The 16,259-nt window shown below is 63.6% G+C and carries 17 protein-coding genes; 15 read left to right on the forward strand and 2 right to left on the reverse strand.

All coding sequences use genetic code 11. From position 1 onward, the window contains the following. Positions 1-109: 109 nt before the first annotated feature. Entirely contained in the window at positions 110-307 is a 198-nt protein-coding gene (locus NKH28_RS09955; protein ID WP_352472888.1) for a hypothetical protein, read from the forward strand. A gap of 1 nt (position 308) precedes the next feature. Continuing rightward, positions 309-896 (forward strand): response regulator, encoded by a 588-nt coding sequence (locus tag NKH28_RS09960; protein ID WP_352768328.1) that lies wholly within the window; start codon positions 309-311, stop codon positions 894-896. Positions 897-920: 24 nt separating this feature from the next. Here the strand turns inward: NKH28_RS09960 and NKH28_RS09965 are convergent, their stop codons facing one another. After that, positions 921-1,190 (reverse strand): hypothetical protein, encoded by a 270-nt coding sequence (locus NKH28_RS09965; RefSeq protein ID WP_352467978.1) that lies wholly within the window; start codon positions 1,188-1,190, stop codon positions 921-923. A 272-nt stretch (positions 1,191-1,462) separates the two neighbouring features. Here NKH28_RS09965 and NKH28_RS09970 point away from each other — a divergent pair, with 272 nt between their 5' ends. The 9 genes from NKH28_RS09970 to NKH28_RS10010 all read left to right on the forward strand — a co-directional run bounded on the left by NKH28_RS09970 (position 1,463) and on the right by NKH28_RS10010 (position 10,723). Next, positions 1,463-2,569 (forward strand): NAD-dependent epimerase/dehydratase family protein, encoded by a 1,107-nt coding sequence (locus NKH28_RS09970; RefSeq protein ID WP_352978688.1) that lies wholly within the window; start codon positions 1,463-1,465, stop codon positions 2,567-2,569. Further along, a complete protein-coding gene (locus tag NKH28_RS09975) occupies positions 2,566-3,642 on the forward strand; it encodes an NAD-dependent epimerase/dehydratase family protein (protein ID WP_352978690.1) in 1,077 nt (358 codons plus the stop codon). The genes NKH28_RS09970 and NKH28_RS09975 overlap by 4 nt, the downstream gene beginning before the upstream one ends. Further along, positions 3,639-4,931, forward strand: a complete 1,293-nt coding sequence (locus NKH28_RS09980; RefSeq protein WP_352978692.1) for a TIGR04295 family B12-binding domain-containing radical SAM protein — start codon at positions 3,639-3,641, stop codon at positions 4,929-4,931. Before NKH28_RS09975 ends, NKH28_RS09980 begins: the two co-directional genes overlap by 4 nt. Then, a complete protein-coding gene (locus tag NKH28_RS09985; RefSeq protein ID WP_352978693.1) occupies positions 4,916-6,016 on the forward strand; it encodes a glycosyltransferase family 4 protein in 1,101 nt (366 codons plus the stop codon). The genes NKH28_RS09980 and NKH28_RS09985 overlap by 16 nt, the downstream gene beginning before the upstream one ends. 2 nt (positions 6,017-6,018) lie before the next feature. Then, on the forward strand, positions 6,019-7,149 hold the full coding sequence (locus NKH28_RS09990) for a CgeB family protein (protein ID WP_352978695.1): 1,131 nt from the start codon (positions 6,019-6,021) through the stop codon (positions 7,147-7,149). Then, complete coding sequence (locus tag NKH28_RS09995) at positions 7,146-8,240, forward strand: CgeB family protein (protein ID WP_352978696.1); 1,095 nt, start codon at positions 7,146-7,148, stop codon at positions 8,238-8,240. The genes NKH28_RS09990 and NKH28_RS09995 overlap by 4 nt, the downstream gene beginning before the upstream one ends. Continuing rightward, positions 8,237-9,346 (forward strand): CgeB family protein, encoded by a 1,110-nt coding sequence (locus NKH28_RS10000; protein WP_352978698.1) that lies wholly within the window; start codon positions 8,237-8,239, stop codon positions 9,344-9,346. The genes NKH28_RS09995 and NKH28_RS10000 overlap by 4 nt, the downstream gene beginning before the upstream one ends. A 23-nt stretch (positions 9,347-9,369) precedes the next feature. After that, complete coding sequence (locus NKH28_RS10005) at positions 9,370-10,416, forward strand: UDP-glucuronic acid decarboxylase family protein (protein ID WP_352978699.1); 1,047 nt, start codon at positions 9,370-9,372, stop codon at positions 10,414-10,416. 109 nt (positions 10,417-10,525) lie between these two features. Further along, positions 10,526-10,723, forward strand: a complete 198-nt coding sequence (locus NKH28_RS10010; RefSeq protein ID WP_023676132.1) for a hypothetical protein — start codon at positions 10,526-10,528, stop codon at positions 10,721-10,723. On the opposite strand, the gene NKH28_RS10015 is transcribed toward NKH28_RS10010, so the two are convergent. Continuing rightward, positions 10,660-12,492 (reverse strand): hypothetical protein, encoded by a 1,833-nt coding sequence (locus NKH28_RS10015; RefSeq protein ID WP_352978701.1) that lies wholly within the window; start codon positions 12,490-12,492, stop codon positions 10,660-10,662. The two genes, NKH28_RS10010 and NKH28_RS10015, sit on opposite strands and share 64 nt — an antisense overlap. Positions 12,493-12,644: 152 nt before the next feature. Between NKH28_RS10015 and NKH28_RS10020 the strand changes: the two genes are divergently transcribed. From NKH28_RS10020 to NKH28_RS10035, 4 genes are read left to right on the forward strand one after another with little or no spacing between them, the layout of a single operon-like run. Then, complete coding sequence (locus NKH28_RS10020; RefSeq protein ID WP_352488477.1) at positions 12,645-13,748, forward strand: inositol-3-phosphate synthase; 1,104 nt, start codon at positions 12,645-12,647, stop codon at positions 13,746-13,748. Continuing rightward, positions 13,745-14,341, forward strand: a complete 597-nt coding sequence (locus NKH28_RS10025; protein WP_352472876.1) for a histidine phosphatase family protein — start codon at positions 13,745-13,747, stop codon at positions 14,339-14,341. Before NKH28_RS10020 ends, NKH28_RS10025 begins: the two co-directional genes overlap by 4 nt. A 14-nt stretch (positions 14,342-14,355) precedes the next feature. Continuing rightward, positions 14,356-15,459: a CgeB family protein gene (locus NKH28_RS10030; protein ID WP_352472875.1), complete on the forward strand. Its 1,104-nt coding sequence runs from the start codon at positions 14,356-14,358 to the stop codon at positions 15,457-15,459. Further along, positions 15,459-16,259, forward strand: a complete 801-nt coding sequence (locus NKH28_RS10035; RefSeq protein ID WP_352768297.1) for a nucleotidyltransferase family protein — start codon at positions 15,459-15,461, stop codon at positions 16,257-16,259. Before NKH28_RS10030 ends, NKH28_RS10035 begins: the two co-directional genes overlap by 1 nt.

The following is a 16,259-nucleotide window of genomic DNA, read 5'->3' on the forward strand; positions in this document are numbered from 1 at the left end:
AATCACGCCTCAGACTAAGACCGGGCCGAGCCTGAGGCCAGTAAATAGTCCAGTAACGGAACAAAGCACCGCGGCTGGGCATTAACATTTGACTTCGGAGGCGGTTCCAATGGCAAGACGACCACCTGAAATAAAGCCGGCCAAGCGAATCCTGTTGCCCTCGCCGGATCTGACCAAGTTCCCGGTATCTGAAAACATCCCGCCTCGCCTGCTCGCGCTCGCGGAACGGTTGCAAGAGGTCCTGGCCCGCCATTTTGCGGAAGTCCGCGCCGACAGCCGTAAATCCCGCAGGAAGAAGGAACAATGAGGTGCGCGACCTGCAAGGCTTGCATATCCTGATCGTCGAGGACGAATGGATGCTGGCGGGCGATCTTGCACGTTACTTCAGCAAGATGGGCGCCGTCGTGCTTGGCCCAGTGGCGACGGTCGAACAGGCATCGAAACATACGGACGAGGCGGAGGCCGCGATCCTGGACGTCAATCTCAACGGACGACGGGTATTCCCGATCGCCGACGAGTTGATGCGCCGTGGCGTGCCGTTCGTGTTTTTCAGCGGCGATGAAGACATCGTTATTCCTGAGCGCCTTCGCTATGCCAGCAGCCTCCGAAAATCCTCGAACGGCCAGGCTGTCTTCGATGCTCTCTTCCCAGCCGAGACGCCTGCAGGCCGAGCGTCGGAGCCCTCGGACGACGTATTTTCGCTGCTGCCCAAGCTCAGGCTCGCGGCGCGCCTGCTGCTGGGAGATGTGGAGGCCTCCGACCGGCTGGTCGAGCGAACGCTCGAACAGGCCATCGGCGAAATCGACAAGAGACGATCCGGCTCCTCCACGGAGGACTGGCTCAACGGCATCATGCGAAACATCGTCAGGGCACGCGGGCCAAACCTGCTGCACTGACCGTGGCCGCTGTTTGCCGCGACCCTACTTCCGGCTGCGTTCGACGAATTTGTTGAAGCGGCTGGTCTTTCCGCCGCTGGTCTCATCCTGGTAGAGGAAGGCCAGTTCGTTCTCATCGAAGATCCTGAAGAACTCGTCCCATTCGACAGGCTCGAACGTCTCTTCAGGCTCGCCGAAGTCGATGCGCAGTATGCCTCCCTCGCCCTTGGTGCGCACCACCGCCGGTCGCCCGTCGCGGTCCTCGGCCCAACGGCGGATTTCGTCGTGATCGGTGGTCGTCTTGGATTCAGACATCGCAATCTCCCTTCGATTCCACCGCAGGCCGCGAGATCTCACGCGTTGCTCCGGTCTGCCCTCACACAACCAGCAGATGCATTGCTGCCCGGCATGTGCGCGCGGTTGGTTGATTATGGCTCCTAACACCAAGCGCGCTTCGATGTTCCCGTGCCCAGCCCAAGGCGGGGTCGCTTTCGGAGCGCAGCGTTCCGGGAACTTTGTTGAAGCAAGGGAACAAACCTTTCGCCCGGAAGTTTGGGGCGGCAAAGCCATTCGTATGAGGAGTTGTCGTGAAACGTATACTGGTCACGGGAGGCTGCGGTTTTATCGGCCGCCACGTCGCCCAGGAACTCGTTGAACATGGCTATGGGGTTTCAATTCTCGATGCGCTGCTGGATCAGGTGCATGGCGGCGAGGCAATCAGCCTGCCGCCAGGCGCCAAGCTGATCAAAGGCGACGTTCGCGATCGCGACGCCGTCACAGAGGCGGTCGAAGATGTCGACGCGATCATTCACCTGGCGGCTGAAGTGGGCGTCGGCCAGTCCATGTACGAGATCGCCCGCTATGTCGGCGCCAACGACCTCGGCACCGCCACGTTGCTGGAAATGCTGATCAAACGCCCGATCGAACGCATCGTCGTTGCTTCGTCGATGAGCGTCTATGGCGAGGGTCTCTATGCGACGCCGGACGGCCAGCGCATCGACAATGCAAGACGGCAGCCGGACGACATCCGTAGCGGCCAATGGAATCCCCTGTCGCCGGAAGGTGAAGTCCTGTCGCCGCTGCCGACCGACGAACAGAAACCGGTCGATCTCGCCTCAATTTACGCGCTGACGAAATACGCCCAGGAACGCGCCGTACTGATCTTCGGCGAAGCCTATGGGGTCGATGCGGTGGCGCTGCGCCTGTTCAATGTCTTCGGCGCCGGACAGGCGCTCTCGAACCCGTATACCGGCGTCCTGGCGAACTTCGCCTCGCGCATCGCCAACGGCCAGCGGCCGCTGATCTTCGAGGACGGCGAACAGCAGCGCGATTTCGTGCATGTACGCGACGTCGCGCGCGCCTTCCGGCTGGCGCTGGAACAGCCGCAGGCGCGCGGGCACGTCATCAACATCGGCAGCGGCCGGGCCTACGCGGTCAGCGACGTCGCCCGGCTGCTCGCCGAAGCGATGGGCGTGCCTGGCCGCCAGCCGGAAATCCTCGGCAAGGCACGCTCCGGCGATATCCGCAATTGCTTTGCCGACATCTCCAAGGCGCGCGAACTGCTCGGCTTCCAGCCGCAATACCGGTTGGAGCATTCGCTCGGCGATTTCGTCGCCTGGGTGCGCAACACGGTCGCCATCGATCGCAGTGCCGAGATGAAGCGGGAACTCGAAGCGCGAGGGCTGGTATCATGAGACCGGAGTCACCCGATTTTCGCGAAGCGCCCATCGCCATTATCGGCGGCAGCGGCTTCATCGGCTCCAACCTCGCCGACAGCCTGTTGTCGGATGGCGAACCGGTGCTGGTCATCGACAACCTGAGCCGTCCCGGCGTCGAGCAGAACCTGGAATGGCTGACGCAAAAGCACGGCAGCCGCCTGACCATCGAAATCGCCGATATCCGCGACGCAGAGGCGCTCGCGCCGCTGGTGGCGCGTTCGAAAGCGGTTTTCCACTTTGCCGCGCAGACCGCCGTCACCACGAGCCTGGTTCGACCGGACGAGGATTTCGACATCAACCTGCGCGGAACGTTCAACGTCCTGGAAGCCGCTCGCCGCAGCGGCAAGCGCATCCCCGTCGTTTTCGCCAGCACCAACAAGGTCTATGGCCGCCTCGCCGACCTCGCCATGGGCGAAGAGGACGGCAGATACGCGCCTCGCGACGCGGCCATCCATGCGCACGGCATCGACGAGACGCGCGGCCTCGATTTCTGCACGCCCTATGGCTGCTCCAAGGGCGCGGCGGACCAGTATGTCCTCGACTACGCCAAGTCATACGACCTGCCGACGGCGGTGCTGCGCATGAGCTGCATCTATGGACCGCGCCAGTTCGGGACGGAGGATCAGGGCTGGGTCGCCCACTTCCTGCTTAGCGCCTTCTCCGACCGGCCGATCACCATCTATGGCGACGGCAAGCAGGTGCGCGACATCCTACACGTTGCCGATGCGGTCGCGGCCTATCGCGCCGTGCTCGACCGGATCAAGGAAGTCAGCGGCCAGGCATTCAATCTCGGCGGCGGACCACAAAACGCCGTCAGCCTGCGCATGCTGCTGAAGGAGATTCGCGACATAACGAAACGGGACGTTTCGATACGTTACGACCGCGAACGCACCGGCGACCAACCGTTCTTCGTCGCCGACACACGCGCGATCGAGGCGCTGGGATGGAAAGCGCACGTCCCGTGGCAAAATGGCATCCGCGACCTCGCCGACTGGCTGCAGCGTCATCGCCTCGACCCGCATCCCGAACCGGCGAGGTACGTGGCATGAAGGTCGCCCTGGTCAATCCGTCCTGGACGTACCAGGACAGCATCTATTTCGGCTGCCGCCAGCCGCATCTGCCGCTCGAACTCGGCTATTCGAAAGCGCTGCTCGAAGCAGCCGGCCACGAGGTGCTGATGCTGGACGGGCAGATCCAGAAGCTCGACAACGCCGCGCTCGCCGATCGCGTCGCCGCATTCGAGCCTGGCATGACCGTCGTCAGCACCGCGCCGACCTACCTGTTCTGGCGCTGTGCACCGCCCGAGTTGCGGGTGCCGGCCGATTTCCTCAATCATCTTGCCGGGCGCGGCGGTCGCACCGTCGCCGTCGGGCCGCATGGCTCGGCGACGCCGACGCCGACTTTGCGCAAGCTTGGCGTCGACATCGTCGTGCGCGGCGAATGCGAGGAAGTGGTCGCGGAACTTGCCCGGCGCGACGACTGGACTGCGGTGCCGTCCACCGCCCATTTCGAGGATGGAGAACTGGTCTCGAACGGCGGCGTGCATGCGAGCTCGTTCATCGATCACCCGCCGCTCGAATGGCCATCGGACTGGATTGCCGCGCATTCGCACCACCATCACCGCTTCGACGACAACCAGGTCGGCTTTGGCGCGGAGGTCGAGGCGTCACGCGGCTGCCCGTATAATTGCAGCTTCTGCGCCAAGATCGATTTCCGCGATGCCTATCGCCGCCGGAACCACGAAGCAGTGATCGCCGAGATCGACCGGCTGATCGCACAGGGTGTCGGCTACATCTACTTCATCGACGAGATCTTCCTGCCGCAAAAGGCATTGCTGGAGGCGCTGGTCGATCGCGATGTGAAGTTCGGCGTGCAGACCCGTATCGACCTCTGGAAACCGGAACTGCTGAGGCTGCTCGGCGCCGCCGGCTGCGTCTCCATAGAGGCGGGGCTCGAAAGCCTGACTGTGGAAGGCCGCGCCATGCTGGCAAAACGCTGCCGTTTGGGCACCGAGGAGCTGGCCGCGCTGCTGGTCGACGCAAGGCGCCACGTGCCGTTCGTGCAGGCCAATCTGATCGGCGTGGTCGAGGACGATCCCGCGCTCGTCGATTATTGGCGGAAGCACCTGATCGACAACGGCGTTTGGGCCAACGAACCGGTGCCGCTCTATCCTTATCCGAGTTCGCCGAGCTACCGCGAACTTTGGGGCGAGCCGGACGATCTCGCCTGGGAGCGCGCGCATGAACATTATCTCGCATCCTTCCGAACGTTCAGCGACATCCAGGAGAAGCGTCCGCGTCCGCTGGCTGAATTGGAGGCCACATGTTGCGGACGCTGAGCCCGCCGCGTCGCATACTGATGACCGTCGATGCCGTCGGTGGCGTCTGGCGCTATGCGCTCGATCTGGCCAGGCAATTGGTCGCCGGCGGCGACAGCGTCGTGCTTGCCGGGCTTGGTCCGGAACCGTCCAGGCAGCAGGCGGAGGAGGCCCAGTCATTCGCGGCGCTGACCTGGCTCAACACGCCGCCCGACTGGATGACCCGCAACGAGCACGACCTCGATACATTGCAGCAGGAGCTGCACCCGCTCATACGTGACTACGCCGTCGAAATCGTCCATCTCAACGCGCCGACGCAGGCCGCGGGGCTCGATGTGCCATGCCCCGTGATAGCGGTGTCGCATTCCTGCGTGGTGACATGGTTCCACGCCGTCAAAGGACAGGCGGCGGACGGCGAATGGGCCTGGCAGAAGGACCGCAACCGGCGCGGTTTCGACAAAGCAGGCATTGTCGTTGCACCCAGCCGCAGCCATGCCGACATGCTCGAAACCTGCTACGGGCCGATCGCCCACCTGAGCGTCGTCGGCAACGGGGCGCGGCCCGGCGCGAAGAGCGAAAGGCGGGAATCGGTGGTTTTCGCCGCCGCGCGCTGGTGGGACGAAGGGAAGAATGCGGCGGTGCTGGACCAGGCCGCCTCCCTGACGCAATGGCCGGTCTTCGTCGCCGGCTCCTTGCAAGGCCCGGACGGCCAGCATGTTGGCTTCAGTCACGCCGTTCCCGTCGGACCGGTGCCGCATGAGGAAGTGCGCTCGCTGATGGCCCGGGCCGGCATTTTCGTATCGCCGTCGCTCTACGAACCGTTCGGCCTGGCCACGCTGGAAGCGGCGATGTCGAAGACGCCTTTGGTGCTCGCGGATATCTCGACCTATCGCGAATTGTGGGACGGGGCGGCCATGTTCTTCGACGCGCGCGATCCGGGCGATCTCGCCAGATGCGTCAACAGCGTTTGCAGCGACGCGCAGCGCCGGCGAGAGCTCGGTGAAGCAGCCGCTCGCCGAAGCCGCAGATTTTCATTGGCAAGACAGGCGACCGCCATGCGCGGCGTCTACGACAAGGCGGCCCTGGCCACCATGGCGGATAATTGATTATGCGATTTTTATTCTACACCCATTCGATCGTTTCCGACTGGAACCACGGCAACGCACATTTCCTGCGCGGCATCATGCGTGAGCTGGTCGCGCGCGGGCACCAGGCTATCGCGCTGGAGCCCGCCGACGGCTGGAGCCGGTCGAACCTGCTGGCCGAGAAAGGGTCCTTCGCAATCGAGCGATTCCGGAAGGACTTCCCCGAGTTGATGCCGGTGACCTACGATGCCGCTTTCGACCACGAAGCCTGGATCTCCGACGCCGATGTGGCGATCGTGCATGAGTGGACCGAGCCGGACCTTGTTGCGCGGCTGGGCAGGGCGAAAGCAACTGGCGGCCGTTTCACGCTGCTGTTCCACGACACGCACCATCGCGCTATCTCGGCCACGCAAGCGATTTCCGCCTTGCGGCTTGAACATTACGACGGCGTGCTCGCCTTCGGCGAGGCGCTGCGGGAAAGCTATCTTCGCGCCGGATGGGGCAAGCGGGTCTTCACCTGGCACGAGGCAGCCGATGACCACCTGTTCCAGCCGCATCCTGAAATCGAGCGCAGCGCCGACTTGATCTGGATCGGCAATTGGGGCGACGACGAGCGCAGCGCCGAAATCAGGGAGTTCCTGGTCGGCCCGGTGCGTGAACTCGGCCTGAGCGGAACCGTCCACGGCGTTCGCTATCCGCGGGAGGCGCTCGCCGACCTTACGGCCGCCGGCCTGCGCTGCGAAGGCTGGATCGCCAATGCCGACGTGCCGAAGGCATTCGCGGCGAACCGCATCACGATTCACATCCCGCGGCGTCCATACCGCGAAAGCCTGCCCGGCATCCCGACCATCCGCATGTTCGAGGCGCTCGCCTGCGGCATCCCGCTGGTTTCGGCGCCGTGGTCCGATGTCGAATGCCTGTTCAGGCCAGGCGTAGATTTTCTGTTTGCAAACAACGGTTCCGAGATGCGGCGTCATCTTCGCGCCGTGCTGCACGACGCGGATCTCGCCGCTTCTCTGGCGACGTCGGGCCTCGAGACCATTCGCTTGCGGCACACATGCCGGCACCGGGCGGATGAGCTGTTCGGCGTGCTCGCCGAATGCGGGCACCGCCAAGCCGCCGACACGATCCTTGCAAAGGAGGCCGCCGAATGAAGATCGCATTTTACGGGTCGAGCCTGCTGTCGTCCTATTGGAACGGCGCGGCCACCTATTACCGCGGACTGCTCAAGGCCCTGGCAAGGCTCGGCTACGACATCACCTTCTACGAGCCGGACGTCTACGATCGCCAGAAGAACCGCGATATCGAGGCGCCGGACTGGTGTGCCGTCGTCGTCTACGAGGCCACTCCGCATGCCATGATGCAGGTGGCGGCGCGAGCGGCGGAGGCAGATATCGTCGTCAAGGCGAGCGGCGTCGGTTTTGCCGACGACGCGCTCCTGCGGGCGGTGCTCGATCACGCCCGTGCCGATGCGCTCACCGTATTCTGGGATGTCGATGCGCCGGCGACGCTTGGCCAGTTGCGCGACGAGCCCGACCATCCGCTGCATCGCGCGCTGCAGGAAATCGACCTCGTGCTGACCTATGGCGGCGGCGACCCGGTGGTCTGGGCCTATCGGGCAATGGGGGCGGCCGAATGCGTGCCGATCTACAATGCGCTCGATCCGGAAACGCATCATCCGGTCGGCAAGGATATGCGCTTTGCCTGCGATCTCGCCTTTCTCGGCAACCGGCTGCCGGATCGCGAGGCGCGCGTCGAGGCCTTCTTCCTCGACCCGGCCAGCCGCTCCGCCGATCAGCGCTTCCTGCTCGGCGGATCGGGCTGGGGCGACAAGCAGATGCCCGCCAATGTCCGATGGCTCGGCCATGTCGGCACGCGTGACCACAATGCATTGAACGTCACGGCCAAGGCGGTGCTGAACATCAGCCGCGACAGCATGGCGGCCAATGGCTTTTCACCTGCGACGCGCGTTTTCGAGGCGGCGGGCGCCGGCGCATGCCTCATCACCGACGCCTGGCTCGGCGTGGACCTGTTCCTGAAACCCGGAGAGGAAATCCTGGTCGCGCGCGATGGCGAGGACGTCGCCGAGATCATGCAAAGCCTTAGTGCCGGACGGGCTAAGGCGATCGGGACATCGGCGCTTCGGCGCGTGCTTGGCGAACATACCTATACGACACGTGCCGTTTTGGCCGACGCCATCTTCAGGCGCCATTTCGAGCGTCCGACCGTGGAGGCGGCCGAATGACAAAGCCGCTCGACATCGTCTTTCTTGGCCTGTCGCTCTCCTCATCCTGGGGAAACGGCCACGCCACCACTTTTCGGGGGCTGCTTAAAGGTCTCCACGAACTCGGCCACCGCGTCAATTTTCTCGAACGCGACGTGCCGTGGTACGCAAGTCACCGGGATCTGCGCGATCCCGATTTCTGCGCCTTGCGCTACTATGAAACGATCGATGATCTTCGCCGCAATTTTGCGCGCTGCCTGCGCGATGCCGATATCGTGGTCGTCGGCTCCTTCGTTCCCGAAGGCCCTGAAATCATCGACGTCGTGGCATCGCTGTGCACGGGTCAGTTCTGCTTCTACGACATCGACACGCCGATCACGCTGGCAAAGCTTTCGACCGATGATTGCGAGTACATTGGCCGGCGGCAGGTCCCGTATTTCGACGTCTATTTCTCCTTCACCGGCGGGCCGACGCTTGCCCGTCTGACGGCGGAATTCGGCGCGAGGCGGGCCGAGCCGCTCTACTGCTCCGTCGACCCTGAACGGCATCACGGAACCGGTGATCCAATCCGCTGGGATCTCGGCTATCTCGGCACCTACAGCCCCGACCGCCAGGCGACGCTGGAGGCGCTGCTGTTCGAACCGGCGCGTCGCATGCCGGAGCGCCGCTTCGTCGTGGCAGGCTCGCAATATCCGCGCGAAATCGCCTGGCCGGACAATGTGGATCGCATCGAACACCTGCCGCCGGCAGATCACGCCGCCTTTTACAGCCGCCAACGCTACACGTTGAACGTCACGCGCAGTTCCATGATCGCGGCCGGATGGTCGCCCAGCGTGCGCCTCTTCGAGGCCGCCGCCTGCGGTACGGCGATCATCAGCGATAGCTGGGCCGGACTGGACAGCCTGTTTCCAGAGCGGACGATCCACACGGCTCGCAGGACCGAGGACGTAGTCGGTATCCTGTCCGGGGAATCCGACGGCGCCCGGCTTGCCATGGCCAGGCAGGCGCGCGTGCTCATCCTCGCAGCTCACACAAGCATCGCAAGAGCCCGCGAATTCGTTTCGCTGCTGGCGCAGGCCAAATCGCCACGTTCTGTTCTCGATCTGGACGTCGAGAGCGCAGCATGACCCGCAGACGGGAGAAGATAGAGATGCAGCTATCAAGAAAGGCGCAACGGACCAAGACCGTGCTTGTCGCCGGCGGCGCAGGTTTCCTCGGTTCGCATCTTTGCGAGACAATGTTCCAGGCCGGCTGGCGCGTGATCTGCGTCGACAATTTCCTTACCGGCCGCATGGAGAACATAGCATCGATCGCCGATCGTCCGGATTTTCGGCTGATCAAGCAAGACATTTGCCGACCGTTGGAGTTTGGCGAACCGGTTGACCGCATCTTCAACATGGCGTGCGCGGCCTCGCCGCCGCGTTACCAGGCCGACCCCGTCCATACGACGCGGACTTGCGTCATCGGAACGCTCAATCTGCTGGAGCTCGCCGCCCGCAATGGCGCCCGGTTCCTGCAGGCGTCCACCAGCGAAATTTATGGCGATCCCGAACAGCATCCGCAGAAGGAAGACTATGTCGGCCACGTGAACTGCATCGGGCCCCGCGCCTGCTATGACGAAGGCAAGCGCACCGCCGAAACCTTATGCTTCGATTATTTGAGAATGGGAAAGGCCGATATCCGTGTCGCGCGCATCTTCAACACCTATGGTCCCAGGATGGACCCTGCGGACGGACGGATCGTTTCCAATCTGATCATGCAGGCACTCGAGAGACGGCCGCTGACGATATTCGGCGACGGGCTGCAGACCAGGTCGTTCTGCTACGTTTCCGATCTGGTCGACGGCTTGATCCGGTTGATGGAGGTCGATCCCAATCCACGCCAGCCGGTTAATCTGGGCAATCCGGGGGAGTTCACCATCCTGCAACTGGCGAGCCTGGTGAGAGGCATGACCGCAACCAAATCGGGCCTGAAATTCCTGCCGCTGCCGCAAGACGATCCTCGTCGTCGGCAACCCGACATTTCCCGCGCAAGGAAGCTTCTCGGCTGGTCGCCAAAAGTGCCGCTCAGGCAGGGTTTGATGCACACGATCGGCTATTTTGCCGAGCTTGAGACGGCGCAGATGATCGACAGAAGACGTCGAATTGCCGCCACCGTGCGTTCTGCATCAGGTCGGCTGCAAAACTTGCCGGCCTGAGGCGAGGAGCGTCTGGCCGCTGTATGATCGCGCGGTCGTTTCGGATTTGGTCACTTTTTCTCGTCGCGGGAACAACCCGTCCAGCTTCTGGTTCTGCCAAGGTACCGGCATGGAGACGATTGTGCATCCGAAGCGATCCGCCAAAGACATCGAACAAATGGCCGCAAAGGAGACGGCTGCCTTCCTGCGGCGCGCCTCTATTACCTATCTGGAATGTTGTGTGAGCCTGATGATGACGCATCTTCAGCGCGAGGAGGTAGCCGCCATCCTCGAAAAGGAAGCGGATATGCTGCGCCGGCTGGACTGATCCCGCTCGAGCGGCGGCAGGTCGCCTTGGCTTTCCAGGAAACGAAGCAGCGCGGCAGCGTAACGTCTTGCCGCGGCCGCCAGCCGGATCTGTTCCCGATCATCGCCCGATCGCTCAGCCATGCTCCACAAGCCAAGCTGGAAGGCGAGATAGCAGGGCTCGTAGTAGTGGACCAGTTTGGCATCGACGGGACGAGACGTAGTCGCCTCGACAGCTTTGCACAGTGCCACAGTCGCCGCGTCGGAGAGGCTGTACTCGACACGGGCGCCGGCAATGTCCCAGGCGATGTCCTGGCAGCCGATCAGATCGTGCGATCGGCAATGGTCGAGGGCGTCCGTCTTGATCAGCGTTCCGCCGCGCGAAAGGATGAACTCCCACGGATGAAGCCGCCCGTCGATTTCGACCCGCTGCATGGTCTTTGGTGGAGCCTGTTTCGAGAACCAGTTCCGCAGCTCCGCCGCGCGGCTTTCGCCCAAAGCCTCGCTTGTATTCCGCACGGCCATGTCGGCAAGCGCCTTCAGCGAGGCGCCCGGTTCGGAGGCGGGCAGATTGGCTGCGCGCCAGGCGAGATAGCGCGCGAGATGAGCGACCATTTTTTCTTTCGAATGCCTTGCCCGCTCCAGCGTTGCACCGTCGCTCCAGCGTTCGACGAGAAAGCCATGGCACAGCCCGGCAATTTCCGGGCCAAAGCCTGCGTCATGCAGCCTCCTGGCAGTCTCGGCATTGTGCATTCCGATTTCACCGAGGCCGACGAATTTGACCGACCATTTTTCCCGGCCCGCAGAAGCAAGAAACTTTCGCCGCTCGAAGCCGCGGTGGACGGGTGGCCAATGATCCTGCGAGCTATAATGCAAGCGACGCCACTCTCCGGCGGATATTTCCATCAGGCTGACCGCTGTGCGGCCGATCGTCCTGGCCACCCAATCCCGCAGCGCCGGCAGAGCGGATCCCGCGGGGAAAGTCCGTTCGAAATCCGCGGTGTGTTGTTGGCAAACCGTCCATGCCTCACGGATGTCCGCCGATGCCTCGGCCCCCGGCCCACCCGAATGGCTGGGGAACAGATGGATGCGCCCGGCATCGATATCCAGCGCTTGCAGCCATGCGACGACGGCGTGAAACGAGCTGCCGGACAGGCCCGGGCCCTCATCGACGATGGCAAAGCGGGCCGACGGCTTCGCCATCCAGCTACCGATCAACTCCGGATCGGCGGCAAGCCGCCTGCGAAACGGATGACCGGTCGGACGGACGCTGACGGGTGCCGGTGCGCCGATGGCTGCAGCCACCATCGCTGCAAGCCCCAGGCCGATGCTGCGGATGCCGATTACGCATGTGTTCGCATCGAGACCCGACTGCCGCGCGGCGACCAAATAGCTTTCCGGATAGAGCGCGTAATGCGCGTAGCCCTCGGCCGTGCCGATGAGGATTTCGCCGTCGCAATCGAGTTCGGCCAGCATTCGCGGCACGTCGGCATCGATCGGGCCGTCGACGGCGAATCCGGCCCTCCACGATCTGCCCACGTCCCGGGCCAAGCCGACCAGGAGATTTGCGCCCGCGATCCGCTGTCGAGAATACCTGTCGATGCCGTTGGCCTCGAATTCAGCATCGGCAAGGCCCTGGACCAATTCCGAGGTCTTGATGAACAGGCCGACCAGGGCTGCGTGGCGTTCGATCCCGCTGGGCATGTCCGCAATGTGCCCGGCCGCTTCGCAGGCCGAGCTGCGAACATGTCGCGCGCTCTCAATTCGCTTGTGGTCGCCATAGACGATCATTGTCCCGTCCCGGTTGGCCTCACTGCACAACTCGGCGAGCGCTACTTTGATCCACCATCGGTTGCACGATTTTTGCAGCCGGCAAGGAACAATCAGCGAGGCAGGCGGTTTGGCACGAAGAACTTACCTTCAACAGCATAGGCAGCGGTTTCGTGGGATCGAAGAAAGTTCGGATCGGAATAGTCGGCGTCGGCAACTGCGCCTCCTCCCTTGTTCAGGGCATCACCTATTACCGCGACGCAAGAAGCAATGAGCCCATACCCGGGCTGATGCATGCCGATCTTGGCGGCTACCATGTCAAGGACATCGAGGTGGTCTGCGCTTTCGACGTCGCCAAGGGCAAGGTCGGACGCGATGTGGCCGACGCGATCTACAGCGCGCCGAACAATACTTTCCGCTTTGCCAATGTAGCGCCTACCGGCGCCCGCGTCGAACGCGGACCGACGCTGGATGGCATCGGCAAATATCTGCGTGACGAGATCGTGGAGGCCGACGAACCCGTCGCCAACATCAGCAAGATCCTCGCCGAAAGCGGCGCCGAAATCCTGGTGTCATATCTGCCTGTCGGTTCGGAGGAGGCAACGCGCTTTTATGCCGAGTGCGCGCTCGAGGCGGGCTGTGCCTTCGTCAACTGCATACCCGTCTTCATCGCCTCGCGGCCGGAGTGGCGCCGGCGCTTCGAGCAGCACGGCCTGCCGCTGATCGGCGACGACATCAAGAGCCAGGTCGGTGCGACGATCGTCCACCGGCTGCTCGCCAACCTGTTCCGCGAGCGCGGCGTGCGCATCGATCGCACCTACCAGCTCAATTTCGGCGGCAACACCGACTTCCTCAACATGCTGGAGCGCGAGCGGCTGGAATCGAAGAAGATCTCAAAGACGCAATCCGTCACCAGCCAGATCGACGTTCCCCTGGAGCCCGGCAACATTCACGTCGGGCCGAGCGACCATGTCCCGTGGCTGACCGATCGCAAGTGGGCCTATATCCGGGTCGAAGGCACGACCTTTGGCGGCGTACCGCTCAATGCCGAGCTCAAGCTGGAAGTGTGGGATTCGCCCAATTCGGCCGGCGTCGTCATCGATGCGGTGCGTTGCGCCAAGCTGGCGCTCGACCGCGGTATCGCGGGCGCGCTGACCGGTCCCTGCAGCTATTTCATGAAATCGCCGCCCGAGCAGTTCACCGACGCGGAAGCGCGCCAGCGCACGCTCTCTTTTATCGCCGGCAAGGACGAGCCGATGCTCGATGCCGCGGAATGACGACGACGTTCTTTCTGGTGCGCCACGCCGCGCACGACAATGTCGGCTGTTATCTTGCCGGAAGGATGGCCGGCGTTTGCCTCGGCGAAGCCGGCAAGGCACAGGCCTCGCATCTGGCAGACCGCATGGCACGTGAGGCGATAGCGGCAATCTTCTGCAGCCCGCGCGAACGCACGCAGGAGACTGCCAATCCGATCGCGCTCGCCTGCAATGCCGGTGAAATCGCGATCCGCGAGGAGATCGATGAGATCGACTTCGGCACCTGGTCGGGGAAGACCTTCGAGGAGCTGAACCAGGATGCCGACTGGCGGGTGTGGAACGACCAGCGTCAGCAGGCGAGAACACCGAGCGGCGAGACCATGCTGGACGTGCAGCAACGCGTCGTCTCATTGATCGAGCAGGTCCGCGGCACCTACCAGAACCAGGGCGTCGCGCTGGTCAGCCATGCCGACGTCATCAAGGCCGCCGTGTGCAAGGTGCTCGGCCTGTCGCTGGGAAACTGCTTTCGCTTCGATATCGACCCAGCGTCGATCACCACGGTTGTTTGGGGCGACTGGGGGTCGAAGCTGATCAGACTCAACGAAGCTGCCTGACGAGGAATTGCCGGATGCGCATGGCTATTTTCGGTCTTACCGTGACATCGTCGTGGGGCAATGGGCACGCCACGCTGTGGCGCGGATTGATCCGGGCGATGGCCGGGCTGGGCTGGTCCATCACCTTCTTCGAACGCAACACTCCCTATTATGCCGGGACGCGCGACCTCGATCAGTTGGATGGCGGCAGCATTGTCCTTTATCCGGACTGGCAGGACATCCAGAGCGTTGCCGAGCAGGCGATGAGTGAGGCCGATGTCGTCATCGTCACCTCCTATTGCCCCGATGCCGTGAGCGCGTCGCGCCTTGCCCACCAGGCCTGCCGCGGACTGAAGGTGTTCTACGATCTGGACACGCCGGTGACGCTGGCGCGGATCGAACAAGGTGAGCCTCCGGCCTATTTCGGGCCGGAAGGGCTTCGCGATTTCGATCTCGTGCTGAGCTACACGGGAGGAACCGCGATCGACGCATTGAGGTCGATGCTGGGTGCGCGCCACGTCATGCCGCTCTACGGCCATGTCGATCCAGAGCGACACCGGCCGGCTCCGCCCAGGCCGGAGTTTGCCGGCGACCTTTCCTATCTCGGGACCTATGCGGCAGACCGCCAGGCCGGGGTCGAGAGGCTGCTGGTCAGTCCGGCTGCGCGCCTGCCGGAGCGCCGCTTCATCATTGGCGGCGCACAATATCCGCAGGAATTCCCGTGGAGCGACAATATTTTCTTCGTCCGTCACCTGCCGCCCGCCGACCACCCCGCCTTCTTTTCATCATCACGGCTGACTCTGAATGTGACCCGCGAGGCGATGGCAGAAAGGGGCTGGTGCCCATCCGGCCGGCTGTTCGAAGCCGCCGCTTGCGGTGCCGCGATGGTGAGCGACACATGGCCGGGACTGGAGGCCTTTTTCCGGCCCGGCGAAGAGATCGTCGTGGCGAACAGCACCGACGACGTGGTCGCCGCGCTCGACCTGTCCGACGCCGAGCTTGACGCCATCCGCCGCCGAGCGCGCGAGCGGGTGCTGGAGGAACACACCTCGGCACGGCGCGCGAAGGAATTCGACCGCATCCTGTCCGATGCACTGCACGGCTCCACGCATGGCGAGCCGTTGAAGGAGGCAGTTTGATGTTGGGCATCGTGCCCGCAGCCGGACGGGGAAGCCGCATCCAGCCGCTCGGCTTTTCGAAGGAGCTTCTGCCGGTCGGCAGCCGCATCGACGGCAACACCGAGCGGCCTTGCGCGGTCAGCGAATACCTGGTGCGCCGCATGGTGCGCGCGGGGGCCGACAAGATCTGCTTCGTCATCGGCTCGGGTAAGTCGGATATCCTCGAATATTATTCTGCCGGCTATGCCGACGCGACTGCGCTGTTTGTGGTGCAGCCCTCTCCGGTCGGCCTTTGCGACGCCATCTTCCGTGCCGCACCGCTCGTCACAGCCGATGAGACCGTTCTGGTCGGGTTGCCCGATACGATCTGGTTTCCCGAAGACGGCTTCCTGGCCCTCCCGGACGACGGCCTGTCCTTCCTGCTGTTTCCGGTGGACCAGCCGGAGTTCTTCGACGCCGTCGTTGTCGACCAGGACAGCCGGGTGAAGCAAATCCAGGTCAAACAGCAGAATGCCGCGTCGAACTGGATCTGGGGTGCGTTCAAGATGCCCGGCCGCACCCTTCACCAGCTCGCCGCGCTGTGGCGGGAACGGGACCGGTGCGACGAATATATCGGCACGCTGGTCAATGCCTATCTCGCCGCCGGAGGCGATGCCTGCGGCATCAAGGCTGGCACCGCCTATGTCGACGTCGGCACCTTCAACGGCTACCGCACCGCACTTCGCCTGCTTGAAAGCGCCGCCGGTACCAGGGACGATCAAGTCGACATTACGCTGGCCAGCCACCAGCACGTCCCTGTCCTCGCAGGCGAAAGAGGCTAG

The organism is Mesorhizobium sp. M1227, assembly GCF_040318315.1.
Classification (GTDB): Bacteria; Pseudomonadota; Alphaproteobacteria; order Rhizobiales; family Rhizobiaceae; genus Mesorhizobium.

Excerpts from the sequence above, each read along its gene's own strand:
- NKH28_RS09965 (WP_352467978.1), bottom strand. The coding sequence starts at position 1,190 with ATGTCTGAATCCAAGACGACCACCGATCACGACGAAATCCGCCGTTGG.
- NKH28_RS09990 (WP_352978695.1), top strand. The coding sequence starts at position 6,019 with ATGCGATTTTTATTCTACACCCATTCGATCGTTTCCGACTGGAACCAC.
- NKH28_RS10000 (WP_352978698.1), top strand. The coding sequence starts at position 8,237 with ATGACAAAGCCGCTCGACATCGTCTTTCTTGGCCTGTCGCTCTCCTCA.
- NKH28_RS10030 (WP_352472875.1), top strand. The coding sequence starts at position 14,356 with ATGCGCATGGCTATTTTCGGTCTTACCGTGACATCGTCGTGGGGCAAT.
- NKH28_RS10010 (WP_023676132.1), top strand. The coding sequence starts at position 10,526 with ATGGAGACGATTGTGCATCCGAAGCGATCCGCCAAAGACATCGAACAA.
- NKH28_RS10035 (WP_352768297.1), top strand. The coding sequence starts at position 15,459 with ATGTTGGGCATCGTGCCCGCAGCCGGACGGGGAAGCCGCATCCAGCCG.
- NKH28_RS09975 (WP_352978690.1), top strand. The coding sequence starts at position 2,566 with ATGAGACCGGAGTCACCCGATTTTCGCGAAGCGCCCATCGCCATTATC.
- NKH28_RS09985 (WP_352978693.1), top strand. The coding sequence starts at position 4,916 with ATGTTGCGGACGCTGAGCCCGCCGCGTCGCATACTGATGACCGTCGAT.
- NKH28_RS10025 (WP_352472876.1), top strand. The coding sequence starts at position 13,745 with ATGACGACGACGTTCTTTCTGGTGCGCCACGCCGCGCACGACAATGTC.
- NKH28_RS09980 (WP_352978692.1), top strand. The coding sequence starts at position 3,639 with ATGAAGGTCGCCCTGGTCAATCCGTCCTGGACGTACCAGGACAGCATC.
- NKH28_RS09955 (WP_352472888.1), top strand. The coding sequence starts at position 110 with ATGGCAAGACGACCACCTGAAATAAAGCCGGCCAAGCGAATCCTGTTG.
- NKH28_RS10015 (WP_352978701.1), bottom strand. The coding sequence starts at position 12,492 with ATGATCGTCTATGGCGACCACAAGCGAATTGAGAGCGCGCGACATGTT.
- NKH28_RS09995 (WP_352978696.1), top strand. The coding sequence starts at position 7,146 with ATGAAGATCGCATTTTACGGGTCGAGCCTGCTGTCGTCCTATTGGAAC.
- NKH28_RS10005 (WP_352978699.1), top strand. The coding sequence starts at position 9,370 with ATGCAGCTATCAAGAAAGGCGCAACGGACCAAGACCGTGCTTGTCGCC.